Annotated in this window: 14 protein-coding genes; 5 read left to right on the plus strand and 9 right to left on the minus strand. The window is 73.9% G+C overall.

What is annotated here, in order from left to right:
* Positions 1-22: 22 nt before the first annotated feature.
* Positions 23-523, minus strand: a complete 501-nt coding sequence (locus tag KIK05_RS22825) for a nuclear transport factor 2 family protein (protein WP_308250065.1) — start codon at positions 521-523, stop codon at positions 23-25.
* Between the two features lie 300 nt (positions 524-823).
* On the opposite strand from KIK05_RS22825, the gene KIK05_RS22830 reads away from it, so the two are divergent.
* Positions 824-1,513: a M50 family metallopeptidase gene (locus KIK05_RS22830; protein ID WP_214412833.1), complete on the plus strand. Its 690-nt coding sequence runs from the start codon at positions 824-826 to the stop codon at positions 1,511-1,513.
* Between the two features lie 71 nt (positions 1,514-1,584).
* A complete protein-coding gene (locus KIK05_RS48240) occupies positions 1,585-3,621 on the plus strand; it encodes a serine/threonine-protein kinase (RefSeq protein WP_214412834.1) in 2,037 nt (678 codons plus the stop codon).
* 287 nt (positions 3,622-3,908) lie between these two features.
* On the opposite strand, the gene KIK05_RS22840 is transcribed toward KIK05_RS48240, so the two are convergent.
* The 6 genes from KIK05_RS22840 to KIK05_RS22865 form a co-directional block, all read right to left on the minus strand.
* Positions 3,909-6,182 carry a transglutaminase TgpA family protein gene (locus KIK05_RS22840; RefSeq protein WP_214412835.1) on the minus strand — a complete coding sequence of 758 codons (2,274 nt, stop codon included), beginning with the start codon at positions 6,180-6,182 and terminating at the stop codon, positions 3,909-3,911.
* Positions 6,179-7,297 carry a DUF58 domain-containing protein gene (locus KIK05_RS22845; RefSeq protein WP_214412836.1) on the minus strand — a complete coding sequence of 373 codons (1,119 nt, stop codon included), beginning with the start codon at positions 7,295-7,297 and terminating at the stop codon, positions 6,179-6,181. The genes KIK05_RS22840 and KIK05_RS22845 overlap by 4 nt, the downstream gene beginning before the upstream one ends.
* A gap of 75 nt (positions 7,298-7,372) precedes the next feature.
* Positions 7,373-9,943, minus strand: coding sequence for an AAA family ATPase (locus KIK05_RS48955; protein ID WP_308250066.1), 2,571 nt, complete (start codon positions 9,941-9,943; stop codon positions 7,373-7,375).
* A 15-nt stretch (positions 9,944-9,958) separates the two neighbouring features.
* Positions 9,959-12,139: a fibronectin type III domain-containing protein gene (locus KIK05_RS22855; protein ID WP_214412837.1), complete on the minus strand. Its 2,181-nt coding sequence runs from the start codon at positions 12,137-12,139 to the stop codon at positions 9,959-9,961.
* A 130-nt stretch (positions 12,140-12,269) separates the two neighbouring features.
* Complete coding sequence (locus KIK05_RS22860; RefSeq protein ID WP_214412838.1) at positions 12,270-16,913, minus strand: AAA family ATPase; 4,644 nt, start codon at positions 16,911-16,913, stop codon at positions 12,270-12,272.
* A 343-nt stretch (positions 16,914-17,256) separates the two neighbouring features.
* A complete protein-coding gene (locus KIK05_RS22865; protein WP_214412839.1) occupies positions 17,257-18,384 on the minus strand; it encodes an exonuclease SbcCD subunit D in 1,128 nt (375 codons plus the stop codon).
* Between the two features lie 288 nt (positions 18,385-18,672).
* Between KIK05_RS22865 and KIK05_RS22870 the strand changes: the two genes are divergently transcribed.
* The 3 genes from KIK05_RS22870 to KIK05_RS22880 all read left to right on the plus strand — a co-directional run bounded on the left by KIK05_RS22870 (position 18,673) and on the right by KIK05_RS22880 (position 23,631).
* Positions 18,673-20,169, plus strand: coding sequence for an alpha/beta hydrolase family protein (locus KIK05_RS22870; protein WP_308250067.1), 1,497 nt, complete (start codon positions 18,673-18,675; stop codon positions 20,167-20,169).
* A gap of 116 nt (positions 20,170-20,285) precedes the next feature.
* A complete protein-coding gene (locus KIK05_RS22875; RefSeq protein WP_250563270.1) occupies positions 20,286-21,719 on the plus strand; it encodes an LCP family protein in 1,434 nt (477 codons plus the stop codon).
* Between the two features lie 319 nt (positions 21,720-22,038).
* On the plus strand, positions 22,039-23,631 hold the full coding sequence (locus tag KIK05_RS22880) for an FAD-binding oxidoreductase (protein ID WP_308250068.1): 1,593 nt from the start codon (positions 22,039-22,041) through the stop codon (positions 23,629-23,631).
* A 7-nt stretch (positions 23,632-23,638) separates the two neighbouring features.
* On the opposite strand, the gene KIK05_RS22885 is transcribed toward KIK05_RS22880, so the two are convergent.
* The gene (locus KIK05_RS22885; protein ID WP_214412840.1) at positions 23,639-25,420 is read right to left on the minus strand and encodes a serine/threonine-protein kinase; all 1,782 of its coding nucleotides are present in this window, start codon (positions 25,418-25,420) and stop codon (positions 23,639-23,641) included.
* A gap of 180 nt (positions 25,421-25,600) precedes the next feature.
* Entirely contained in the window at positions 25,601-26,692 is a 1,092-nt protein-coding gene (locus KIK05_RS22890; RefSeq protein WP_214412841.1) for an enolase C-terminal domain-like protein, read from the minus strand.
* Positions 26,693-26,737 lie beyond the last annotated feature (45 nt).

The following is a 26,737-nucleotide window of genomic DNA, read 5'->3' on the forward strand; positions in this document are numbered from 1 at the left end:
CCCGTACCGCCCGGGTCAGACCCTAACCTGATATGGGCGAATTACCCCGCAGGTACTCCTCGAGTTGCCCACGCGCCCGGTCGCGCACCCGGCGGCGCAGCACCCCCATCGAACCGATCACCATGCCGCTGGGCACGCCGAACGCCATGGTGGACCAGCGGCGGAAGTCGAAGACGTCGCGGTGCCGGACGATCAGCCCGTCCTCGAACCGGAACTGCGCGTCCACCTCGTTCCGCACCCGCCTGCCGGTGGGCGGGAAGGTGTAACGCACCGTCCAATGAGCCGAGCCGGAGTGGTCACCGGCGTCGATGTCACGCGCCGACACCTCGAACTCGGAGGCGCGGCCGAGCAGCATGCGCCACATGCCCACGACACGCTCACGACCCTGCAACTCGGTGAACACGGGATCGCCGAAGCTGACATCAGGGTGGTAACAGCCCCTGAGGCCGTCGACGTCACCGCGGGCGAAGGCGTCATAGAACATCCGGATGACCTGCCGATGCTCGTCACTCCGTGACGCCACTGAACTGGAGTTTGGCACTGCCCCAGCTTAGAACCCCTCCTCCCGGATCCACACGCACCCTCACCCATAACCCCATCCCACTCCCCACCCCCTGTCCGAACCACCGAATCCCCATCCCAAGCAGCCCCCGGTTCTGGACGACCGGTGGGCGGGCTTCGGGAAGGGTGCGGGGGTGGGCCGGGGCGTGCGAGGCTATGTGCTCGACGCTCGCGCGCCCGGTGGCCGTACCAACGGAGGTGGACCCTGCAGTCGCTCAGCGGTCTTTGGGCACGGCTGACGGCCGTGCAGCCGGACCCGCCCATGTGGGTCACGATTCTGGCCGGTCTCGCCGCCCTGGGCGTGGTCCTCTACCCCACCTCCTGGCAGATCTCCAGAGGCCTCATCACGGTCGCCCACGAGGGCGGGCACGCGCTGGTCGCCCTGCTGACCAGGCGCAAGCTCCAGGGCATCCGCCTGCACTCCGACACCTCAGGCGTCACCCTCACCCGCGGCCGTCCCACCGGGCCCGGCATGATCTGCACGGCCGCCGCCGGGTACGTCGCGCCCTCGCTGCTCGGGCTCGGCGCGGCCTGGCTCTCCGCCGCCGGCCACATCACGATCCTCCTGTGGACGATCCTGCTGCTGCTCGCCTGCATGCTGCTGATGATCCGCAACGTGTTCGGCGTGGTCTCGCTGCTCACCATCGGCGGGGCGGTGTTCGCGCTGTCGTGGTACGCCCCGCCGGACATCCAGGCCATCGGCACCCAGCTGGCCGCGTGGTTCCTTCTCATCGGCGGCATACGCCCGATCCTGGAGCTGCGTGCGAAACGCCGCCGCGGCAGGGCACCCGACTCCGACGCCGACCAGCTCGCGCGGCTCACCCCGTTCCCCGGCGGGTTCTTCGTGTTCCTGTTCCTGCTGGTGGCGGCCGTGGCGCTGGTCGTCGGCGCCTATCTCCTCGCGCCGATCCACCTCCCGGCGATCCTGGACGGGCTCCCGGGCCGGGCCTGAGCCGGATCTCCCCCGCGCGACGCCCGGCCGCACTAGGATCACCGTAACGGGGACGTATGGGGAGATTCACGGTGCAAGCACTCGACGATGCTCCCGGTTACCGCATCCTTGGACAGGCGGGGCAGGGGGGCTTCGCCGTCGTCTACCGCGCCCGGCAGGAGCTTCTCGACCGGGTCGTGGCGCTCAAGGTGCTGTCGGTGGACCGGGTCGACCAGGGGACCATGCGCAGGTTCCAGCGGGAGCTCCGGCTCACCAGCCGCCTCACCGGCCATCCCAACGTCGTCACCGTCTTCGACACCGGATTCACCCGCTCCGGCCGGCCGTACATCGCGATGGATTTCTTCGAGGCCGGCTCCCTGCGCGAGCGGCTCGACCGCGAGGGGCCGCTGCCCGTCGCCGACGTGCTGCGCATCGGCGTCAAGATGGCCGGGGCGCTCGCCGCCGTGCACGCGGCCGGGGTCCTCCACGGCGACCTCAAGCCGCAGAACATCCTCGTCTCCCGGTACGGCGAGCCGGCCCTCGCCGACTTCGGCATCGCCCGGGTCGTGGACTCGGCCGAGGTGTCGGCGCTCGGGCAGGCCTTCACGCCGATGCACGCCGCACCCGAGATCCTCAACGGGAAGCCGCACAGCGCCGCGTCCGACATCTACTCCCTCGGTTCGACGCTGTACCACCTGCTCGCCGGGCTGCCCGCCTTCTACGACCCGGCGGATACGGCGGTCGCCCCGCTCATCCTCCGCGTTCTCAGTCACGACCCGCCGCCCGTCGCCCGCCCGAACGTTCCCGCCGCACTCACCCAGGCCATCGTCCAGGCCATGGCCAAGCGGCCGGAGGACCGGTACGCCAGCGCGGCCCATCTCGCCGCCCGCTTCCAGCACGTCCAGCGGGAACTCGGCCTCCCGGTGACGGACCTGGTCGGCGGCACCGCGTACTTCACCGGCGCCCAGCCCCAACCCGGCGAATCCAGCCACCCCACACCCCCGGAAGGCCCCACAAACGCCCCCGCCCACCCCACCGGCGCCCTGCCCCACCCGCCCGGCGACCAGGCGCAACCGTCCCACCCCACAAACGGCCCCGCCCAGCCGTCCCACTTCACGAACGGCCCCGCCCAACCACCTCACCCGTCCAGGGACCCAGCGCAACCGTCCCACCCCACAGGCGGCCCCGCCCAGCCGTCTCACCTGGCCGGGGACCTGGGGCAGCCGTCCCACCCCACAAGCGATCCCGTCCCACCGGCGGCTTCCACGAGTGCTCCCGCGCGCGGGTTACGCGGCACCGGCCCCATGGCGCCGCAGTCCGGGCCGGACGGCTCGCAGCCTCTGACCGCTCCTCCCTTCCCTCCCTTCCCGCACTCCGCGTCGTCCCCGGCCTCCGCGTCGCAGCCCGCGGGCGGCCCCACCCCTCACCCCGCGACCGCGCCCGTACAGCGACCGCCGTCCCCGGCTCCCGCCAACGCCCCCACGCCGGTCCCCGCTCCCGCCGCCCCGTCCGATCCCGCCGGCTCGAGTCAGGCCCCCGGGGGTTCGTCCAGGCAGGGGGCCTCGTTCCGGTCGGTCCGGCTCGTCACCGTCGCCGGACTGGCCGTCGCCGCGATCGTGGTGGCCGCCGTCGCGGGCGCGGCGTTCCTGTGGGACCGATCCGGTGCCCCCGCCCGCCCCACCGGTACGGTGCCCCAGGCGGGCGGCACCCCTTCCGGCCCGGTCAAGCCGTCCAGCCCCGGCGTCACCTCCCCCGGGAAGCCGACCCCGGACACCACCGCGGCCATCGACGACAGTGTGCTGGCGAGCCTGCGCCCCCGGCGCCTGTCGGTGGCCGACGACGCGGGCAAGCAGGTCACGCTGCGCTGGACGCTGCCCGGCCGCGCGAGGAGATACCCTCTGGTGCTCCAGCAGGAGCCCGTCGTCACCAACGCGCTGACCCCGCTGGAACGCGCCGCCACCTCCACCCGGGTGTTCGACCTGGACCCCGAGCAGGGGTACTGCTTCCGCGTCGGCGTCGCGCTCAGCATCGGGTCCTCCTCGAAGGTGGCGTGGTCGGCGCCCCTGTGCATCAGGGACGCGGTCGCCACCGCCCAGGGCGGCGCCCCCAGCGCCACGGCCGGCCCCTGAATCCCGCCTCCCCGGCAGGGCAAAGGCGACCGACGAGCTCACCGCAGGGCGGCGCCCCCAGCGCCACGGCCGGCCCCTGAATCCCGCCTCCCCGGCAGGGCAAGGGTGACCGACGAGCTCACCGGCGGAGGCCCGACCAGCGCGGTGGCAGCGGCCCCGCCGACCGGCCCACCTTCGCCGCGTCCCCCATACGCCTGATGCGGTGCTCTCGACCGGCGCCGCGTCGGCGGGACGACGTACGGCGAATCCGGCGCCGCAGTACGTCGGGCACCTCGGCGAGCATCGCCTCAGCGCCCGGAGGTCGACCTTCGCGGAGGGCGTGCGGGGCGCAGCGAGCGGGGATGGAGGCGGCCGGCCACGCGGGCGAGGAGTGGAGTCGTGCGCCATACCCGCCGGGCGACGGCGTCGGCGCGGCGCCAGGCCTCGTCGGCGGCATCCGATCCGACGCTCCGCCCGGCGAACTCGACGTAGTTCGACAGCTCCGCCAGCGCCCCGATATCTGCTGATATTTCGGGCCCCACCCGCTCCACGGCGCGCTGCGAGACCTCCGAGGCCGTCAACGACACCTCGCCGTCCAGGCCGAGGTCCTCGCACACCTGCCGCCAGGCGCCAAGAACCCGCTCGCCCACCTCACCACGCCGGCGACGACGGCGGCGCAGCACGGGCGCGATCACCACGGCCAGCACGTACGCGAGCACCGCACCGGCCGCCCCTCCCGCGGCGAGGACCGCGACCGGCGGGCCGGACGGCCGCGCCGCGTCGTCCCCGGTCTCCGGGGTGGGCGTGGGGGAAGGCCTGGGCTGCTTGGCCGTGCCGCCGATCTGCTGGGCGAGCTGCTCGCGCTCCTTGACCGCCGTGCTCACGACGTCCTGCCTCGCCTGTGAGCCGCTCCGCTCCGGGGTGGGGTCGAACGCCACCCACCCGAGGTCCTTGAACTCGATCTCCGGCCAGGCGAGCACGTCGCCCGAGAGCACCTGGAAGACGCCGTCCCGCGGCGTCCCCGGCCGGAAGCCGACCACCACCCGGCTGCGCAGCCCGAGCGTGCGGGCGAGCAGCGCGAACGAGGAGGCGAACTGCTCGGAGGTGCCCCGGTGAGTGGTGCGGAGGAAGTACTCCAGCGCGGCCAGCGAATGCCCCGGCGGCGAGGTGACGTCGTACTTCTCCCGCGTCCGCAGGTAGTGCTCCAGCAGCGTCGCCTGCTGGTAGGGCGAGCGCGCGTTCCGCGTCATCCGCTCGGCGAGCGATCGGAACACCGCGATGTCCGGTGGCAGAGGCGGCGCCGGCCCCACCGCCACGGCCTCGCGGCGCTGCGCCGTGGACGGCCGCGGCACCCACGAGGTGACGTCGTACGTGGCGCCGGTCGCCCCCCGGGCGGTGGCGATCAGCGCGCCCGACCGGTCGACGGCGACGCCCATGCCGGACACGGCCACCGGCCGGTCGGCCGCCGGCAGCCACGTCCCCGGCAACCCCTGCAGCGTCACCGTCTGGTCCAACACCTCGTACGCCCCTCGGTACGGCCCGGACGGCACCCGCCCGCCGGTCGTCTGGAAGCGCGACGAGGACGACCAGCGCACCCCGTCGTAGGTGTCGAGCACCGCCAGCCGCCAGTACTCCGGCCGCGCCGCCTTGACGGTGAACAGCGGCGTCGTGGGCATCTGGAGCCAGGCCGACACCCGGTCGAGCGGGCTGACGCTGTCGAACCGCGCCACCTGTGGCTGCTCGACGAGCGACCGAGGGTCGTACGGCTCCCGCGCGACGGGCAGCAGCGGCGCCACGAGCAGGGCGGCCAGGCCGAGGACGACCGCGACGGGGACGCCGGCGAGCATCCGCACGACTCCGCCACGGTCGCCGCCCACGACCATGAGCGCCGCGACGAGCCCCAGGAGGACCGCGGCCACCGCCATGTCCGACCCCGGGCCGTCCACGCCGAGCGGCACCGCGAGCGCGAAGACCACCAGGGCGGGCAGGGCGGGCAGCACGCGGGCCCGTCGCCGCGAACGGAGGACCAGCTCGGCGCCGGCCAGCGCCGCGAACCACACCAGGAAGTGCACGAACACCAACAGCCGGGGCTCCGCCGGGGCCGGGAGGATCGTGGTCAGCAGCGCCCGCCACGAGTCGAGCAGGCCACCGGTGATGCCCGCGAGGGTCCGCGCCGACGGCAGGAACCCCGCCACCGCGTCCGCGCGGAACAGGGTCGCCGACACGGTGAGCGGCCACACGACCAGCTGGACGAGCAGGGACAGCCACAACGGCCGGCGCCTGGTCAGCACGGCGAGCAGCACCGGCGCGACCGCCGCGACGGCGACGACCGGGAGCAGGTCCCCGAGGGCGAACACCCGCTGGAACCCGCAGCCCGCCACCCCCGCCGACGCCGCGACCAGCGCCGACGCCACACCGTCGGCGATCCCGCGCCTCCCGGGGCCCGGCGTCGCCCCTCGGCCGTCACGCGTCCCGCTCATGCGCTCCTCGTCGTCGGCGGGCGGTCGCGTGCCCGGAGGCGGCGTCGCGCCGGGGTCCTCGCGCTGCTCGCCGCCCTGCGCGCCGGTGGTGGCGAGGCTCATCGGGACGCCGCCGGCCAGGCCGCGGCCAGGGATTCCAGGTCGGGCACGTCGACGACCGTGACCCCGGGCGCGGACACCGGACCGCCGGAGGGGGCGATCCGCAGGCAGACCGTACGGTCGTGGCGGCGGCGCGCGGCGGCCACCCTGTCCAGCCCGCCGGGCTCCCCTGTCACGACGACCAGCGCCCCTCCCGGCCGTACCGCGCGCACGGGGTCGGCGGCGGGATCGGCGCACGGCCGCACCACGGCGAGCTTGTCGAGCACGGCCTCGACGTCGGCGCCGCCGCCCTTGAGGTCGGCCACCACCTGCTCGCCCGTCACCACCCTCACCGGGAACCCGGCCCGGGCCGCGCCCGCGGCCACCGACGCCGCCGCCTCCACCGCCAGTTCGAAATCGGATGAGACGTACGACACGGCACGCGTGTCCAGCGCCACCGTGGTCGTGGGCAGGCTCGCGTCGACGAGCCTGCGGACCATGAGCGTGCCCGTCCGGGCGCTGGAGCGCCAGTGGACGTGCCGGAGGTCGTCGCCCACGACGTACTCACGCAGCGTGTGGAAGGTCGCGGTACCGCTGGGCGCGCGGTCGCCGCTCGGCCCCTCCAGGTGGTGGGCCCGGCCGGACGGCAGCACCCCGAGCGGCACCGTACGCGGGCGGACCAGCAGGGACGCGGCCTCGCCGTACTCCGCGACATTGCGGGTCAGGCCGAGCGGGTCCTCGCGGACGACCGCGAGCGGGCCGACGCCGATCTCACCGCGAGTGTCCGTGGGCAGGGCGTAGGACACCGCCCGCGCCGCGCCGCCGCGCAGGCGCGGCAGCTCGACGACGTGGTCGGCCGCCCCTACGCGGTCGCGGGCCCGCAGCCCGGCCAGCGTCCACCGCCCGTGGTTCTCGACGTGCAGGACGGCGACCGCGGCCTCCCCTCTCGACACCTTCACCGGCGTCAGCTCCCGCCGGACCGACAGCCTCGCCTGCGGCAGCGTCCACACCAGCGCGGCGATCAGGGCGATGACCCCACCGGACGCGAGCACCACCAGCTCGGGATATCCGAGGACGAAGGCCAACGCGTAGAGAAGAAGCGCGCCGATCAGGACACCGCGCCCCGGACCCGTCAACACCGCCCAGCCCACCTCACCGCCGTCGCCCCGCCCCTCACCGTCTCAGCCCTTTCGCCCCCTTGTGCGGCCATGGCATCAGACGCCGGCGAGGGCCTGCGGGCCGGGCGTGTTCACCATCGTCTCGGCGACGACCGCCTCGGCCGTGCGGTCGCGCAGCTCGGCCTCGGGGGTGAGGATGAGCCGGTGGGCGAGCACGGGCGCGGCCAGCGCCTTGACGTCCTCGGGGATCACGAAGTGCCGCCCGGCCGCCGCCGCCTTCACCTTGCACGCGCGCAGCAGCGCCAGGCTGGCCCGGGGACTCGCGCCCAGCCGGATTTCCGCAGACCGCCGCGTGGCGCCGACGACGGCCACGATGTAGTCGTAGATCGAGTCGGCGACATGGATCCGGGTCGCGAAGTCGATCATCCCCGCGATGTCGCTCGCGCGGACGATCAGCGGAAGCTGCTCCACCCGGGGGCCCGTGGGCATGCCCTTGAGCACCTCCACCTCCGAGGCGTGGTCGGGATATCCCACCGACACGCACATGAGGAAGCGGTCGAGCTGCGCCTCCGGCAGGGGGTAGGTGCCGTCCATGTCGACGGGGTTCTGGGTGGCGAGAACCATGAACGGCCGGGGCACCGGATGGGGCTCGGCGTCCACCGTCACCCGCCGCTCCTCCATGACCTCGAGCAACGCGGCCTGCGTCTTGGGCGAGGCACGGTTGATCTCGTCGGCCAGTACGAGGTTGGCGAACACCGGTCCTTTGTGGAACTCGAAGCTCTGGTTGGCCTGGTTGAAGATGGACACGCCGGTGATGTCGGACGGCAGCAGGTCGGGGGTGAACTGGATCCGGCGCAGCTCGGCCTCGATGCTGGCCGCGAGGCTCCTGGCCAGCGTGGTCTTCCCCGTGCCCGGCACGTCCTCGATCAGGAGGTGCCCTTCGGAGAACAGGCAGATCAGGGCCAGCTCGACGGTCTCGCGCTTGCCCCGGATGACCTGCTCGATGTTTCCGGCCAGGGCCTGGAAGCGCTGCTGGAACTGCGGGACCAGCGCCGCCAGGTCACCGTGCTCCTCGCCGCCGGAAAGCGCGGGCAGGCCGGCCGCCCCACCACCGGCCTCCACCCCGCCGTACGGCGACGCGCCACCGTACGGCGCTCCCGCTCTGCCGCCCGAATCGACGCCACCGTACGGGGACGCCGCTCTGCCGCCCGAATCGACGCCACCGTACGGAGACGCCGCTCTGCCGTCCGCATCGGCCGCACCGTACGGGGACCCGGCACCGTACGGCGAAACCGCCCTGCCGTCCGCATCGGCCGCACCGTACGGCGAAATGGCCCTGCCGTCCGCATCAGCGGCACCGTACGAGGACCCCGCGGCGTACGGCGAGGCCGCCCTGCCGTCCGCATCCGCGCCGACGTACGGCGACCCGGCACCGTACGGCATCGCCGCGCCGGGCGGGGCGCCGTAGGGAGACTCCGGCCCCGTGCCGTACCGGGAACCGGTCTCCGGCGCGTCACCGTACCGAGAAGCTACCTGCGCTCCCGAACCGTAAGCCGCCCCACTCCCCATGCCCGCGTCGTACGAACCCCCGCCCTGCCCCGCGTTGTAAGCCGAACCGCTGCCCTGCCCCGCGTTGTAGGCCGAACCGCTGCCTGAAGCAGCCTCGTACGGACGGGCCGGGTCGTACCCCGGACCGCTCCCCAGGCCCGCACCGTACGAACCGGCGCTCCCCTGACCCGCGTCGTACGGCGAGCCCGCCCCCTGGCTCTGGCCGTAGGGGGCCTTGGCGGCCGGCCCCGGACCGAACGAGGAACCGGCCCCGAGGACGGTGCCGTAGGAGCCGGTTGCGCCGGACGAGAGGCCGTAATCGGAACCCGCGCCGGACCCCTGCCCGGAGGGATACCCGGCGCCTCTGTGGACCGTGACGGTCACCTCCGCGGCGGTCGGCGCCGGGAACGGCTGAGACTGTCCGCCCCCGATGGAAGCACCGCCGTACCCCGGAACGGCCGCCCCCGGAACGGGCGCGCCGGAGCCGGCGGAAGCACCCTCGTACCCGACAAGAGCCGTCCCTGGGACGGGCGCGCCGGAGCCGGCGTACGACACCCCGGCGCCGTACGAGCCGCCCTCCCGGGCACCGGCACCGTAGGCCGGAACACCGCCAAGGCCGTACCCCGTGCCGCCCGGACCGTACGAGTTCCCCCCGGCGCCCGGCGTGCCGCCAGCGCCCTGCGTGCCCTCGCCGCCCTGCGTGCCCTCGCCGCTCTGGGCGCCGCCGCTCTGGGCGCCGCCGCTCTGGGCGCCGCCGCTCTGCAGGCCTCCGGTGCTCCGCAGGCCACCGGCGCTCAGCGTGCCGCCGTCGTACCCCGGCTGCGCCGTGGCGGCCGAGCCGTACGCGGCCCCCTGGGCGGCGCCGTACGGCTGGTCGCCGCGGCGCGAATCGTCGTACGGCTGGACGGCCTGCCGCTGCCCTCCATCGGCGCCGGCATATCCGTCCGCGGCGTACCCCTCGGCGGTGTACACCCCGCCGTGGCGGCCGCCGCCCTGGCGGGCATGGCCGCCCTGCTGGTCCGCCGGTTGCTGGTCGAGCCGCGGGTACCCGGAAGGGTCGTTCCGACCGTACTGCTGGTCACCGGGCTGCGGATCGCTGTTCTGCGGGCTCTGCTCCACGACGTGCCCCCCTGATCAGTCGTCGCACTGGAACAACGGCGCGGCGGGGAAGCCGCCCCGGGGTGTCTTCATCAGCGTGTCGCTCAGGTAGCCGACCCCGCCCTTCCACTCGATCCGGTTCCAGATGTCGCTGGTCTCCTTGGTCTCGTCCTCCGTGACCGTGTCCCCCTTGAGCTGGCAGATCACCGTGATCGAGGTGTACTGCCCCTTCGGGATCCGCCCGATCTCCCCCGATTTGCTCGTGCCGGGACGGATGATGGTGTCGGTCTGGTTGTTGTTGGCGTTCTGGTACGACTGACGGGGATAGGTGAGGTCGGCCGTGGCGGACGCCGTGCTCTGCCCCTCGCCCGCGGCGTTCTTCGCCTTCAACACGAAGTCGTACTTCTGGTTGTTCTTCAGGCCGTCCACGCTGAACGAGGTGCCCTCGATGTCGTCCTTGGTGGCGGCGCCGGACAGCGTGTAGGTGACCGCGGAGCCCGGGACGTTCTCCGGGGGCGACCACGACAGGTCGGCGCCGTGGTTCTTCGCCTTGGCCTGGAAGCCGGACGGGACTCCGGGGGCGACGCACGGCCTGGCGGCGCCGCTCGGCTCGGAGGGGACCTCCCCGCCCTTCCAGTGCGCCACCACGGTGAAGGTGTACTCCTTGGTGCAGTCACCTCCGGTGAACTCGAACCGGAAGGGGCCCGAGCCGCTCACCTGCGCCGGGCTGACCTGCCCGGCCTGCGGGGAGGCCTGCAGCGTGTAGTGGTCGACGGTGCCTCCCGCCGAGGGCGTGAAGGTGACGTCGATCCTGCCGGGGCCCGACTGGACGCTCACCGCGCCCGGCGCGCCCGGCGCGGCCGTGGCGGACGGCGTGGGAGTCGCGGTACGCGTCCTGCTCGGCGTCGGTGTGGGTGTCGGCGTGTCCTCGGGCGGCACGGCGTCACGAGTCCTGGTCGGGTGACCACTCGGTTTGCCGGTGGGGTCCGGCCGGTCGGGTCCGGTGCTGGTGTCGTCCGTCGGTGTCGTGGTCGGGTCGAGGGTGGGCGGCACGCTCGGGGACGGCTCCGGTTTGGGCGTGCGGGTGGGGCCCGGCACGTTCGGGTCGTCCTTCTGGACGTCGTGCCGGCGTCCCTCAGGGTCGATGACCACCGCGCCGTCACCGTTCTCGTCGTTGGCCCACAGCAGGCCGTCCCTGATGAAGACGTCGATGGAACCGGGACGACGGGCGACGCTGATGGGCTTGTCGAAGCTCTTGGCCGCCGAGTCCCAGACGATGAGCCGGCCGGAGCGCGTGTCGGGGACGTACGCGCGGGTGCCGAGCACCTGCGGGATGCCGAGCCGCGAAGGGTCGGGGACGACCTGCGAGAGCTTGGTCTGGGAGATCTGCCCGGAGGAGGTGTCGAGGAGGAGGAGCAGCCCGTCCCGTCCCGGCACGAGGAGCGGCACGGTGGGGCCGTCGGTGTGGGCCGGCGACAGCACGCCGCCCTTCCCGGCCGCGCCGACCTCCTTCGGCAGGACGAACCGCGACGAGGTGCCGTCCGCGCCGACCGTGACGGCGGTGGAGGAGGCCGTGTCGACGATCAGCGGCACACCGCCGGCGACGGTGAGGGCGAGCGGGTCACCGGCCGCGCCGACCTCGACGTCGGTTCCCCGCACTCCCTGCAGCACGGGCACGGCACGGCCGCGCGCCGGAACGGGGACCCACAGCCGGCCGCCCCCGTCGACCGCCGAGCGGCCGAGCGGCCTCGGCAGGGCGATCGGCGCGCCGACGGCGTTCAGCGTGACCGGGTCGATCCGCTGGACGGTGCCCTCGGGGTCGACGGCGTAGGCGGAGTTCCCCTCGACGACGAGCTGCAGATGAGCGGCCTGGAAGTCACGGGTCTGCACGACGGTGAGCCGGCTCGGCTCGATGCGGCTGACCACCCCGGTCTTCTGGTCGACCAGCAGGACCGTCGTGCCGTCCTGCACCACCTTCAGACGGCTGCCCGGGTCGGCGACGTTGTCGATGCGCCCGTCCACCTTGCCGGACAACCCGTTGGCGTGCACGACCGCGCCGTTGCGGGAATTCCACAGCCAGGCGCCCACGTCGGCGAGCTTGGGGCCGGCGCTGGACGTGCCCACCCCCACCACGGCCGCGGTCACGCCGAGCACGGCGACGGCGGCCGCCGCTATCACGGCCGTCAGACGGTCACCCCGCGGCATCGGGATCTTCACCCCGTAACTCCCCTTTGCCCCTGTATCCGGTTGATCACCCTGGCCCGCCGTACGCTCGCGGCGTGCCTGGTCGGTTGAGCTCTTCCGCACCAACCGTCCCACGTCTGCTCAAGGTTCCCGCATCTGGTAACTATCCGGGAACCGTTACAAAAAGGCTTGAACCGTGCCGCTGTTTGACGACCTTCAACTGGGCCGGGACCCGGGCGCGCAGTTCGCCGACATGGCTGACGATGCCGACGGCACGCCCACCGTCGCGAAGCTCGTCGAGGATGTCGAGGACGCCGTCGAGCGTCTCGTCGTCGAGAGTGCCGAAGCCTTCGTCGATGAACAGCGTGCCGAGCTCCACCCCGCCGGCCTCGGCCGTCACCACGTCGGCCAGCGCCAGCGCGAGCGCGAGCGACGTCATGAACGCCTCACCACCGGACAGGGTCGCCGGATCGCGGTCGGCCCCGGTCCAGCCGTCGAGGACGCGCAGCCCGAGGCCGCCACCGGACCGCTTGCGGTCGGCGGCGGACTTGCGCATGTCGTACAGCAGGAGGTAGCGACCGCCGGACATGTGGTCGAGCCGCTGGTTGGCGGCGTCCACGACCTGCCGCAACCGCTCACCGAGGACGTACGACGACAGCCGCATGTCGAAGGTGTTGTCGGACGAGGTGCCGACCGCCAGCTCGGCGAGCCGCTTGGCGAGGTGGTGGCGCTCCTCGGCCGGACGCCACTCGGCGTACGCGCCCTCCAGGGCCTCGGCGAGGCCGGCCAGCTGGTCGCGCCGGCCTGCCGCCTGGTCGTGCGCGGACGACCGCGTGCCGTGCTCCCGCTCGGCCTCCTCGAGTGCCTCCGTCAGCCCGGCGAGATCGGGTGCCGGAACGGCGGCCGCCGCCAGCAGCTCCGGGTCCTCGAGCAGCTTGGTCACGGCGGCACGCTCGGCGTCCAGCGCCCGCAGGCGCTCGCTCATGGACTCCCGTGCCGACCCTGGACGGACGGCGGCGCGGGCGTCGGCCACGCCCGGGAACCCGGCGTCGCCGGCGGCGCGCTCCGCCCCGGCGATCGCCTCGTCGCGTTCTGCACAGGCCGAGCGGGCCAGACGCCCGGCCTCGGCGGCGTCGCGCAGCAGCTCCGCCTCCTCGGCGAGCCGCTCCAGACGGGCGGCGAGCGTGATGTCCTCGCCTCTGGCGATGTCGAGCCGCGCGGCCAGCCGCTCGGCGTCGCCGGCGAGGCCCTTCTCCCGCTCGCGCTCGGTGGCGATCTCGAGGCCGACACGCGTGGTGTGCTCGGTCAGCTCGGCGAGCTCGGCCTCGATGCGGGCGACGGCCTCCGCCGACGCCGCCTCACCTCCCGCGAGCTCCCGCAACCCCGCCAAAGCGACCTCAGCCTCTGCCAGCCCCCGCTCAGCCTCCTCGACCCCCAAGTCACCCCCATCGCTGACGAGGCCGGCGATCTCACCACCACCGGCGCCCCCCAGACCGCCTTCCCCCGAGAGCGCCCCCCCGACCTCACAATCGACAGCCGCCCCCAGACCGCCCTCAACCGGCAACGACCGCCCCACCTCACGACCGGCGGCCGAGCTCGGAGCGTTCTCGTTCGAGAGCGGGTGCCTGGTGTCGCGGCGGGCGGCGGCTCTGGCCTCCTCGTAGGCGGCCGCGGCCTCGCTCGCGTGGTCGGCCGCCTGGATGCCGGCGAGCAGCAGGCCGGCCTCCTCGGTGACGCGGTCGCGCCGCGCCGTCACGCTGTCGTCGTCGCCTCGGGCGGCGTCGAGGACGGCCGCGAGATGGTCGAGCTCCCCGCGCAGCCCCGCCTGGGAGGCGCGGTGCTCGGCCACCAGCAGGCCGAGGTCCTGGGCCCTGCTCCTGGCCGACTCCAGCGCCTCCCGCAGGCGCCGCGCCTCGACCGCGAGGCCGGGCTCCCGTCCGGCGACCTCGCGCAGGCGCGCCACTTCGGCCTCCGCCTCGTCGCGCCTGGCCAAGGCCGTCGTCACGGAGAGCTCTCCGGCGCGGGCGACCGCCTCCTCGAGCTGCGCCGACAGGACGGCGACCCTGCCCTCGGCCGCTTGGCGGCGCTCCTGGGCCGCGTCGAACAGCGCCTGGGCCTCCCGCTCGTCGTCGACCGTGGGCGCGGACCGCGCGGGGGACGCCGGTGCCGGATGGTCGGCGGAGCCGCACACGGCGCACGGCTCGCCCGGTTTCAGGCCTGCGGCGAGCTCGGCGGCCATGCCGTCGATGCGGGCCTGCCTCGTCGACTGCAGCCGGTCGCGCAGTTCCTGGGCCTTGTCGACGGCCGGCCGCCGCTCGGCCTCAGCGGCCTCGAGCTCGGCGGTCAGCAGGTCACGGCGCTGCGCCTGCTCCAGCAGGGCGTCCGCCGCGTCGCGAGCCGCCTCGGCGGCCGGGACGCGCACCGCCTCCGCCCGCACGGCCGCCAGCCGCGCCTCCACCTCATCGGCCAGGGCGGGCAGCTCCGCCTGCGTGCCGGCGAGGGCGGCCTCGCGCTCGGCGAGTTCGGCGAGCCGCTCGTCCAGCTCCGTCAGCTTGGCGCGGGTCTCGGCGAACCGCTCCTCGTCGGCACGGCGATGCTCCAGCACCGCCAGCTCGTCGCGATGGGCCCGCTCCAGCACGGCCAGCCGGTCGCGCAACCGCCGTACGGCGTCCTTCACCTCGGCCCAGGGCCCACCGGGGCCCATGCCGCCCCTCACGGGCCGGCCGGGCACCGTGAGGCCCGCAGAACCCACCTGGACCGGCAGACCGGGCACACCGAGGTCCGCAGGACCCGCCTGGACCGGAAGGCCAGGCGCACTGAGGGCCGCCTTCGACCCGCGGGGCGCCGTGAGGGGCGTGGAGTGTGCCAGGGCCGTGGAGAGCACGGCGAAGGCGTCGGCGACCGGCTCGGCGTCGGCCAGGGCGGTCATCAGCGGCTCGGGGAGGGCCGTGAGGGTGTGGAGAAGGTCGCGGACGGTGGCGGTGAGCTCCTCGGCGAGGGCCTCCCTGCGGCGTACGGCGTCGAGGTCGCGGGCGGCGTTCGCGACCGCCGCCCGGGCGGAGGGCAGCCCGGAGGCGGCCAGCCGCGCCTCGGCGAGCCGCTCGCCGGCCTCCCTGCGCCGCTCGGGCAGCACGGCCAGCCGCGCGGAGGCCTCCGTATCCTGGTCGAGGAGCTCCCTCAGGCGTCGCCGGCACTGAACGAGCTCGTCGCGGACGCGTTCGAGCCGGGACTCCTCGGGCAGCAGCTGCTCCAGCCGGGCCACCTCGTCACGGCGCTCGCGCTCCAGCTCCGCCAGTCGCTCGGGCCCCCACCGCTCGGACCCCCATCGCTCCGGCTCCGGCCCCTCCACGGCCGGCCCATCGCTGGGGACGCCCCGGTGGCCACCGGTGCCCGCCGGCCCATCGCGGGTGGCATCCCGACCGCCGCCGGTGGCATCCCCATGGCCACCGGCATCCGCCGGCCCATCGCTGGTGGCATCGCCATGGCCACCGGCATCCGCCACGGTGTCAGCCCCTCCCGCGAAGGCGGCGCCGCCGTCGCGGTTCGGCGCGGACGGCCCCGCGCCGACGGCGCCCGTCGTGCCGGGCCGTCCGGCGCCGAGGGCGGCCGTCAGGACGGGCAGGGCTCGCGCCATGGCGTCGGCGGCCAGTTGCTCGGCCTTCGCGGCGACCTCGGAGCGCTGCTCGGCCTGCTGGATCAGCGGCAGCACACGGTCGGCGCGGGCGGCCTCGGCCAGGATGGTCTCCAGGTCGGAGCGCTCGTCGGCGCCGCGGTCGAGCTCGTCGCGCCGCGTCACCGCTTCGGCGTGGCGGCGTTGCCGCCGCGCGAGCTCGTGGGCCCCCTCGAGTTGGAGGCGGATCGACTTCAGCCTCGCCTCACTGGCCTCCCGGGCCCGCGCCTGCTCGGCCAGCGCCTCCTCGGCCACGGACAGGAGCGCCCCGGCCCAGCCGAGCGGCTCGACCTGAGGGTCCGGTACGGCCGCGGAGCCCATCTCGGCCGGGAGGAGGGTATCGGCCCCCGGCGCGGAACCCATCTCGGCCGAGAGAAGGCTGTCGGCCCCCGGCGCGGAACCCATCTCGGCCGGGAGGGTGTCGGCCCGCGGCGCGGAGCCCGTGGCCAGCCGGTCGAGGAGGGACGGGCCCGCGGCGCCGCGCATGTGGTCGACGACCGAGTCGACGCGCTGGCGGAGCTCCTGGCGTTCCTGCCCGGTGCGGGTGCGGTGCTCGGCCAGCCAGTGCTCGACGTCGCTGAAGATCTTGACGGAGAAGAGCTTCTCCAGGAGCTTGCGCCGCTCGTCGCCCTCGGCCCGCAGGAAGCGGGCGAAGTCGCCCTGGGGCAGCATCGCGACCTGGCAGAACTGGTCGGCGTTCATGCCGAGCAGCCCGCCGACCAGCTCCCCGGTCTCGTCGGCGCGGTTGGACAGCAGGCGCCACTCGCCGGAGGGAAGCAGCTCCTCCAGCAGGACCTTGGCCTTCTCTTCGATGAGGCCCTCGCCTCTCAGCTTGGGCCGGTGCCACACCGGCGAGCGGGTCAGGCGCAGCCGCCTGCCCCGCAGGCCCACCTCCAGCAGGACCTTCGGCCCGCGCCCCGCCGGCGCGTGGTCGCAGCGCAGGCGACGCGCGCTGTTGCGCTGGCCCGGCACCTGGCCGTACAGGGCGTAGCACACCGCGTCGAGCACGGTGGTCTTGCCGGCGCCCGTCGGACCGTGGATCAGGAACAGCCCCGCCTCGCCGAGCGCGTCGAAGTCGACCTCCTCGTCTCCGGGGAAGGACCCGAAGGCGGTCAGCCGCAGCCGGTGCAACCTCATCGGCCCCGCCCTCCGCTCACGGACGCGGTGAACGCACCGGGCCCGCCCGTGAAAGCCGCGGACGCGCCCTCCGCAATCGGATGCGGGTCGAGCCCGCTCGCGGACGCCGCCGAGGAGCCCGCCGCCTTCAGACGCGGGTCGGGACCGCTCGGGGACGCCGCCGAGCTGCCCGCCGGCGTCGGAGGCCCACCGGTACCCGGACGTGGGCCCGGCCCGCTCGCGGACACGCCCGCCGCCATCGGACGCCCGCCGGCGCCCGGACGCAGGCCCGGCCCGTCCGCCGCCACCGGATGCCTTTCGTCGCCCCGGCGGGGCGCGGCCCCGTCCCCCTCGTGCCGTCTCATCAGACCAGGGCCTCCTTCGCCCGGCAGGCCTCGACGGCTTCCTGCAGGAGTCTCTTCTCGTCGTCGTCGGCGGGCTCGCCGCGCACCTCGCGCACGAAGTCGAGCGCGACCTCGATCTCGGGGCGGCCGGCGAGCCGGGGGGCACGGGCCGGGGCGAGGGTGGCGCCCTCCGGCTCGAAGGCGAGGTTGAGCGTGTGGGGGAACCGCTGCCGCAGCCGCTCCATGGCCCCCTTGGGCCGCTCGGGATCGGTGAGCGTGACCTGCAGCCAGTGGCCCTCGAACCGGGACCACTCGGAACCGTCCAGCAGGTCGGCCAGGCGGCCGCGGACGCGGGCGATGGGACGCGGCACGGGCGCGGGCACGAACTCGGCCCCCTCGAACCCACCCGGGCCGATGTCGACCAGCCATGATCCCTTCAGGTGGCCGGCCTCGGAGAAGGAGTACGCGATGGGGGAGCCGGAGTAGCGCACCGACTCGCTCATCCGCTGCCGGCCGTGCAGGTGGCCGAGCGCGATGTAGTCGGCCCCGGCGAACGCGGCGGCCGGCACGTGGGCGACGCCGCCCACGCTGATGTCGCGCTCGCTGTCGCTGCTCGCGCCGCCGGTGACGAAGGCGTGGGCCAGCACCACCGACCTGGTGGCGCGGCCGGCGAGGTCGGCGCGGATGAGGGCCATGGCGTGCTCGATCGCCGCGGTGTGGCTGCGCTCGGCCAGCTCCCACGGCCCGCGCACCACCTCGGGCTCGAGGTAGGGGATGCCGTAGAACGCGACGCCGTCGACCAGGACGGGCTCGGCGACGCGCGCGGGGTCGGTGCGCAGGTGGACGCCCGCGGCGTCGATCAGGTCGGCGCCGAAGCCGAGCCTTCGCGGGGAGTCGTGGTTGCCGCTGATCAGGATGGTGCGGACCCTCTCGGCGACCAGGCGCCGCAGCGCCTCGTTGCACAGCGCGACCGCGTCGACCGAGGGCAGCGCCCGGTCGTAGACGTCGCCCGCGACGACGACCACGTCGACGCGCTCCGAACGGATCGTCTCCACCAGGTGGTCGACGAACGCGGCCTGGGCGTCGAGCAGGCTCTCCCGGTGGAAGGCCCGGCCCAGATGCCAGTCGGAGGTGTGCAGCACACGCATGTCGCAGGAAGCTAACAGGTCCCACTGACAAAAGTGGCCCCTGCCGCCCCATCGTTCTTCGGGTGTGACAGACATCTTGCCGCGAGTCCGACGAGATCGCCGGCCGAACGGGAAGATCTCGGAGGTGAGAAGGGTAATCGCCGCCCCTTCAGGTCAAGGGGCGGGTCAATTAACCTGATGATCGAAGGTCGTGATTCAAGGGCCGAAAAGCCTGTATAGCGGCAGCGTTCACCCGGGGGCGCACGTCATGCGACGGTCCCGCGACGAGCCGCCCGACGAGGAGGTGGCGTGAGCGACCGGGGCCGCTTGAGCGTGGCGATCGCCGGCGTGCTGGCGATGCTCGCCACGGTGGGTCATCTGCTGTCCCCGCCCTCCTTCGATCCGCCGAGGTTGAGCGAGGGCGACAACTTCCTCTCCCTCCCGCCGCAGCCGGCCGCCGAATCCCGGCCGGTCCCCCATGACGGCGCCATCTCGGTGGAGGACATCACGGTCCCGGCGCAGGGTACGACGCTCGGCGCGACCATCCGCTCGCCCCGCACCCCCGGCCGTCACCCCGCGCTGGTCTTCGTCCAGGGATCGGGGCCGGGCGAGCGCGGAGAGTTCACGACCCAGGCGACGTGGCTGGCGCGGGCCGGGGTGGTGACCCTGACCTACGACAAGCGCAGCGTCGGCTACGACTTCCGCCACCGTGACTTCGCGCTCCTGGCCGACGACGCGCTCCGCATGATCGAGGTGCTGCGGGGGCGCGCCGACGTCGACCCGGCGCGCGCGGGCCTGTGGGGGGTGAGCGAGGGAAGCTGGGTGGTGCCGATCGCGGCGGCGAGGAGCGCGGACGTCGGCTTCAACGTGCTGGTCTCCGCACCGAACGTCACTCCTCTCCGTCAGGTGGCCTGGGCGCTGAACGAGCAGCTCCAGCGCCTGTACGCGCCCAGCGGGGTGCGCGAGCTGCTGACCAAGGCGATGGGCGGCGTCGGCTTCGACTTCCTGCGCTACGACAGCGTGCCCGCGATGAAGCGGATGAAGCAGCCGGTTCTCGCCCTGTACGGGACGATGGACCCGTCGATCCCGTTCGTGGAGAGCACCCAGGCGCTCACCTCGTCCCTGGCGGCCGGAGGGAACTCCGACTACACCATCCGTTTCCTGGCCGGCGCCGACCACGCGATGCGGGTCAACGGCGGCCCGTTCGCCCACGGCTACCTCGAGACGCTGGCGAACTGGGTCCTCGGGCTGCCCGGCACGGCCGTCCCGCCGGAGGGGGCGCGCATCGCGGGGGCCACTCCGGTGCAGCGGTTCGAGGCCGCCGACGTGCCGAAGGCCCCGTGGTACGCCCGCACGGCGATCCTCGGCCTCGCGCTGACCCTGACCGCCGTCGGGTACGTCGCGGCCCCGGTCACCGAGATGGTCGTACGGCTGCGGGGGCGCGAGGTGATCCCCCCGGCGCGGTGCGAGCTGTGGCCGGGCGTCCGCCGGCGCCTGCGCCGGATGGCCTGGACGGGGGTCGGGCTGCTGGCCTCGGTGCTGGCGTTCATCACGCTGATCGTCCTGTTCTCGGTGAACCAGGCGGGGGCGTGGCCCGCCGTGCTGTCCGGATGGCTGGTCGTCCGCGTGCTGGCGATCCTCATGCTCGTGCAGGAGGTCACTGCGGTGGCGGCGGTCGTCTCGGCGGTACGCGACGGATGGCAGCCGGGCCGCTGGCAGCGGTTCGCGGTCGCGGCCGTGCTCGGCGGCACCGCGCTGCTCATGGTGACCGCCGCGTATTACGGGCTGTTCGGCATTCCCTGGTAGCGGCCTCCCCCGTGCGGGACGTATCCCGATAAATCCTGATCCGTTAGCGACGAGTTCACGTACCGGTCGGCCACCGCCAATACAGTTCCGCCCTGGTCGACCGGAATGGGACAGCGTTGCCTGACACACGCAAGCCGCAAGGAACCGCCTCCGTCGTCGGCTGGACCGCCCTGTCCGCCCTGCTCCCGGGCGCGGCGCACCTGCGCGCGGGCCACCGGCGCACGGGCGCGATCCTGCTCGCGTCGTACGCCCTGGTCGTCGCGGCACTCGGCGTGGTGGTCCTCACCGCGGGCGCCGGCCTGGCCGGACGCCTGCTCGACCCGGCGTGGCTGCGCGCCGTCACGGCCGTGGCGGCGCTCGCGGCCCTGGCGTGGTTCACCCTGCTCGTCCGCTCGTACGTCGTCCTGCGCCCCGCCCGGCTCCCGGCGGCGGGGCAGGTGGTCTCGGGCGTGCTGGCCGGGACGCTCGCGGTCACGGTCGCCGTCCCGTTCGTCGTGGTCGCGCAGTACGCGATGGTGTCCCAGGACACTCTCGACGCCGTCTTCGACGCTCCGGTGCCGGCGGTGGCGCGGGCCGCCCCCACCGGGTCGTCCGAGCCCGCCGACCCGTGGGAGGGCAGGACGCGCGTGAACATCCTGCTGCTCGGCGGCGACTGGCAGCCCGATCGCGTCGGCATACGGACCGACAGCGTCAACCTCGCCAGCGTGGACGTCCGGACCGGCGACACGGTGCTGCTGAGCCTGCCCCGCAACCTGGAGAACGTCCGTTTCCCGCCGGGCACCCCGATGCGGCGGCGGTTCCCCGACGGGTTCCGGCTGCCGCCGGATCCGAACGGCGCCCGGGAGGACCTGCTCTTCTCGGTGTGGGAGTACGCCGAGAACCACCCGGAGCTGTTCGGCGGGCGCAAGGGCATGGGCCCGGAGACGCTCAAGGAGACGATCGGCTACACCCTCGGCCTCCAGGTCGACTGGTACGCGCTGGTCAACATCTGGGGTCTGGCGAGGATCATCGACGCCCTGGGCGGCCTCGTCCTGACCGTCCCGGCCGACATCGTCTTCGGCAAGTACAACGAGGGGCTGGTCAAGGCGGGCACCCGCAGGCTGCGGGGCGCGGACGCGATGTGGTACGCCCGCTCGCGCACCTTCAGCGACGACTACACCCGGATGGGCCGCCAGCGGTGCGTCCTCGACGCGCTCCTCCACCAGGCCGACCCGGCGACCGTACTGCTGCGTTTCAACGAGCTGGCCAGGGCCTCCAAGGGCATGTTCCGCACCGACATCCCCCGGCCGATGCTGGAGCACCTGGTGCCGCTCGCGCTCAAGGTCAGGGACGCCCGCGTGACCGGCGTGCAGTTCGTGCCGCCCCTGATCAGGACCGGTGCGCCGGACTGGGCGCTGATCCGCAGGCTGACCGCCAGGGCGATCCACGACTCCGCGCGCGGGGCGGCGAGCCCGTCCGCGCCGCCTTCGCCTACGCTCTCGCGCGCCGCCTCGGCCACGCCCGCGCCGGGGCGGCCCGCCAAGCGCGCGGGGGCCATCTGCGCGAGCTGAGCGGCACGACCTACGAGATCACGGTTGGGTAACGGTGACACCGCGATTACATCTCGTAGTCGCCGCGCTACGGTAAGTCTTTCTCGTGTGTCTGCCCCCCGTGACGCGGCCGTCCTGAGAGCCTCCGGTGACGATGCCTTCCGCCCGCTTCCTTCTCCGCGCTCCGGGTGGCCTGTTCCGAGCGTTGTTCCGGCGACCGCCGGGGCCGGTCGAGACCGCCGAGACCCGGGCGCGCCCGCCCGGGCCGTCCGTCCCCGCCGCCCGGCCCCCCGAGGGGGCGCCCACCGGCGACGCCGACAATCCCGACAAGGAGAGCGCAGTGTCGAACGCGGAAGCCAGTTCGGGCATCACCGTCACGGGAATCGACGACAGGTACGCGGCGCTGTGCCAGGGGTTCAACCAGCGCTGGACCGCCCGCCCCGACTACGTCAAGGTCGTACGGTCCACCGCCGAGGTCGTGGGCGCGTTGGACGAGGCCCTCAACAGCGGCCGGACACGCGTCACCGTCCGCTCGGGCGGCCACTGCTACGAGAACTTCGTGGCCGACCACGAAGTGCAAGTGATCATCGACATGGGCCAGATGGACCGCGTCCACTACGACCCCGCGATGAAGGCGTACTGCGTGGAGGCGGGAGCGACCAACTGGCACAGCTACACCCGGCTGTACCGCGAGAGCGGGCTCACGCTGCCGGCCGGGTCGTGCTATTCGGTGGGCGCGGGCGGCCACATCTGCGGCGGCGGGTACGGCCTGCTCTCCCGGCAGCACGGGCTGACCGTCGACTATCTGTACGCCGTGGAGGTGGTGGTCGTGCGACGGGAGCCGCGGGGCGACTACCAGGCCAAGCCGGTCGTGGCCCGGCGCGACGACGACGGCGAGCTGCGCGACCTGTGGTGGGCGCACACCGGGGGCGGCGGCGGCAACTTCGGGGTCATCACGCGCTACTGGTTCAAAGACCTGCCCCGGCCGCCGATCAACGTCTGGCTCAGCGCCGTCGCCTGGGACTGGGACGGGCTGACGTACGACGCCTTCGCCCGGCTCGTCGGGAACTTCGGCCGGTTCTGCGCCGAGAACAGCGCCCCGGGCGGCGAGTACGCCGGGTTGTTCTCGATTCTGAAGCTCGCCCACAGGAAGGCGGGCAAGATCGCGCTCATCACGCAGGTCGACGCCACCAACCCGGCCGCCGGACGCGACCGGCTCGACGCCTTCCTGTCCCAGATCGAGGACGGCCTCGACCTGCCGCGCAGCGAGTACGACCTGGACCTCGGCGAGCACCCTCAGATCCTCGGCGCGCACGAGGATCCGCGCCTGATGCCATGGATCCAGGCCACGCAGACCCTGAACCCCTCGGGCGACAACCGGCGCGGCAAGTACAAGTCGGCCTACATGCGAAAACCGTTCCCGGACGACCAGATCGAGGTCATGTGGAACTTCCTGTCCGGCACGCGCGACGAGAGCGATCCCGGCAGCGACTACGACAACACCCGGTACGCCAACGCCGAGGCGCTGATCCAGGTGGACACCTACGGCTGCAGGATCAACGCCGTGGGCTCGCACGAGACGGCCGTCCCGCAGCGCGACTCGATCATGAAGCTGCAGTACCAGACCTACTGGACCGACCCGGACGAAGACCACGTCCACGAACGCTGGCTCCGCGAGCTGTACCGGCGGGTCTACCTGTCCTCAGGCGGAGTCCCGGTGCCCGCGGCGGCCGACGGCGCGGTCGACCCGGCGGCCGTGACCGACGGCTGCTACATCAACTACCCCGACCGCGACCTCGGCAGCCCCGAGTGGAACACCTCGGGCGTGCCCTGGTACCGGCTGTACTACGGCGACAACTACGAGCGCCTGCTGCGGGTCAAACGCGCCTGGGACCCGCACGACGTCTTCCGGCACGACCAGTCGATCAGATGACCGATGGCTACCACACGGTCCAGGGGCTCTGGGCGCCCCCGCTGAAAGCCTGGGTGCCCGATCTCCTCCACCTCTCCCGCACGTTGTGCTTCTCCCCCGTGCGCGGGGCCGTGACCTTGAACGGGCCGCAGGTGGCGCCGTCCTTCGTGGCGGAGACACCCGGGCAGATGAACGGCTGGGAGACGTTGGCGCCGGCGTCGCTGTTGTAGAGCTGGACGTGGACGTCGGAGCGGACGGGACCGGAGCCTCTGATCCGCCCCAGCAGGTAGAAGACGTCGCCCACCACGGCCATGCACGGCGACATCTCCACGCCCGTGCCCGTACCGGCGGAGACCCACGCGCGGCACCGCCACTTCGGCGCCGAGTCCTCGGGGGCCGCGTCCTCGGGCATCGGAGCGACCGTCCGTCTCTCCTCCGGCTTCGGCGACGTGGGCGCCGGCCGATGCGGCGAGGGCGTACGGGTGGGCTCGGCCGCCGGAGCGGTGGACTTCGGCTTCCGGCCCGATTCGGAGGCGGCCACCGTGGGGGTAAGGCGTGGCTTCGCGCTGCTCTTCGGTGAGACCGCGGGGGAGCCTCCCCCGGCGCGTGGTGACGTCGGGACGGCATCGCCGGCCGGTCTCGTCGCCAGGACGACGGACTTTCCCGCGGCCTGGGCGTCGGTCGCCCGCCATGGCGCCGTGACGGCCAGCGCCACCGCGCCGGAGAGCACCACGACCGTCCCCGCGGCCGCGGCGACCGTCAGCCGCCGGGAACGCCGACGCGGCGCCTCGGCCACCCCGGAGGCGGGCGAGGCCGTCTCGGCGGCGGGTATGGCGGCCCCGGCGGCGCGTGAGGCCGTCCCTGGGGCCGGCGAGGCCGTCCCGGGGGCGGCCGGTTCGGTGTTCGCGGAGAAGGGCGCGGAGGGAAGGGGCTCGGCGGTGACGGACGGCGCGTCCGCCCTGGTCACCCGAGGCAGAGCGGGCGTCCCGGCCAGCGAGGGCGCGGCTTCGCGCAGCGCCGCCGCCACCTGGGCGGCGGGAGGACGCTCGGCCGGGTCCTTGGCTGCACACGCCGAGATGACCGACCACAAGGAGTCCGGCATCCCGGGCAGCCGCCGGGGCGCCGCCGTCGCGTGCTGCCGCAGCAGGACCATCGGGTGGTCGCCGACGAACGGCGGACGCCCGGCGAGCAGCTCGTAGAGGATCAGGCCGACGGCGTAGACGTCCACCGCCGGGCCGGGAGGGCGGCCGTCGGCCACCTCGGGAGACAGGTACGTGGGCGTGCCGATGATCGACGTGGTCTGGGTGAGCCCCGGGCCGTGGACGATACGGGCCACGCCGAAGTCCGTCAGCCGCACCTGCCCGGTGGCCCCGTCGATCAGCACGTTCCCCGGCTTGACGTCACGGTGCACCACGCCCCCGGCGTGGGCGGCGGCCAGCGCGTCGGCGACCTGCGCCATCAGCCGGGCGGCCTGTTCCGGCGGCAGCGTCCCGTGCTGCCGGAGCAGGATGCGGAGATCCCCACCCTCGACGAGGTCCATCACGAGGGCCAGGCGCTCACCCTCGATCACGAAATCGCGCACCGTGACGATGTTGGGGTGACGGAGACTCCGCATCACGCTGCGTTCCTGCACGAAGCGGAACACCAGATCCTCGTCTCCGGTGAGGCCGTCGCGCAGCAGCTTCACCGCCACGATCTCCCCGGTGTCGCGGTGGCCGGCCCGCCAGACGGTCCCCATTCCGCCGGCGCCGATCTCCTCCAGGAGCACATATCCGCTGCCCAGAGACGCCCCGGCCCCGCCCGTAGCCATCGCCCGCCTTCCCCTCGAACAGATCGGGATCACAATAGTCGGGAAGATCCACATCGAGAAAGCCGGTCACCGGGACCCGATCGGCCCTCCCGGGCAGGGGGCCCGCGGCATCGAGGGGCCCCTCGGCGGACCTGCGGGCAGGAGTTCGCCGTCTTGAGGGACCCCCGGCGGGCCGGCGGGTCAGAGGCGGAACGACTCGCTCGCGAGCCTGCGGACGCGGTCCTCGTCGACGAGGTGACCGAGGCCCGGCTGGGTCAGCGGCACCGCGACCACGCCGCCGGACGCCCCGACCGGCGGCGTCACGATCTGCGCGCTGCGCGGCGGCTCGGTCACGTCGCTCGGCAGGGTGCAACCCGGCAGGCTCGCGACGGCGACGGTGGCCGCGCGGGCGAGGCCGGTGCCGTTGCCGCCCGCCGCGGTGATGTCCCACCCGGCCCCGACGGCGACGTCGTGCGCCTGCCGCACCGCGCGCAGCGCCCCGAACCGCGACGGGCGGAGCAGGAGCGCGCTGCCGGCGCGCGCCGAGACGGCCTCCTGGAGGGCGGCCACCGAGTGGACCTCGATCGCGACCAGGGCGGTCACCCGCTCCTGCAGCGCGGCGTGGAGGTCGAGGTGGGCGGCGGCGTCGTACGGCGCGAAGGGCCGCTCGATCGCGGTGACGTCATAGGCGGCGATCGCCTCGAGGGCGGTGGTGTCGGTGTAGGCGCCGCGCCCGTCGACGGCCAGGGCGAGCGCCGGATAGGCCTGGCGGACGGCCCGCACGGGCTCGACGTCCCACCCGGGATGCACGTCGAGCGTCACGTGGGCGTACCCGGCGCAGACATGCCGGTTCACCCTGGCGATCATGGCGTCGAGCGACCGCTCGGCGGCCAGTCTCACGGTCGCCATGAGAGAGGTGCGGCTGCCGCCGAGAGCGTGGGCGAGCGGCACTCCCTGCATGCGGCACCACAGGTCCCAGCAGGCCAGGTCGACGGCGGTGCCGCCGGGCACGGTGCCCAGCTCGTCCGGGTGCTCCCAGTCGACACCGAGCAGGGCCGGGCCGAGCGCCTCCTCCAGGGTGGACCAGGTCTTGGCGAGCACGTGGTCGCGGTCGTGACCTTCGTCGCCGCCCGTGCCCCGGGGCTCGCGGGCTGGGCGCGCCTCGGCGGGCTGCACGACCTCGCCCCATCCGGTCATACCGCCGTAGTCCGTGAGCTTGACCAGGATGCTCTCCGGTCGCCTGCCGTACGGCAGCACGAGCCGGAACACCTCGAGCTCACGGACACGTGGCATGGAACCCCCTCGTCGAACACCCTGCCCTTCCATGGTGCCGCCTGA

Origin of the sequence: Sphaerisporangium fuscum, from assembly GCF_018531465.1 — a bacterium.
GTDB classification, from domain to species: domain Bacteria; phylum Actinomycetota; class Actinomycetes; order Streptosporangiales; family Streptosporangiaceae; genus Sphaerisporangium; species Sphaerisporangium fuscum.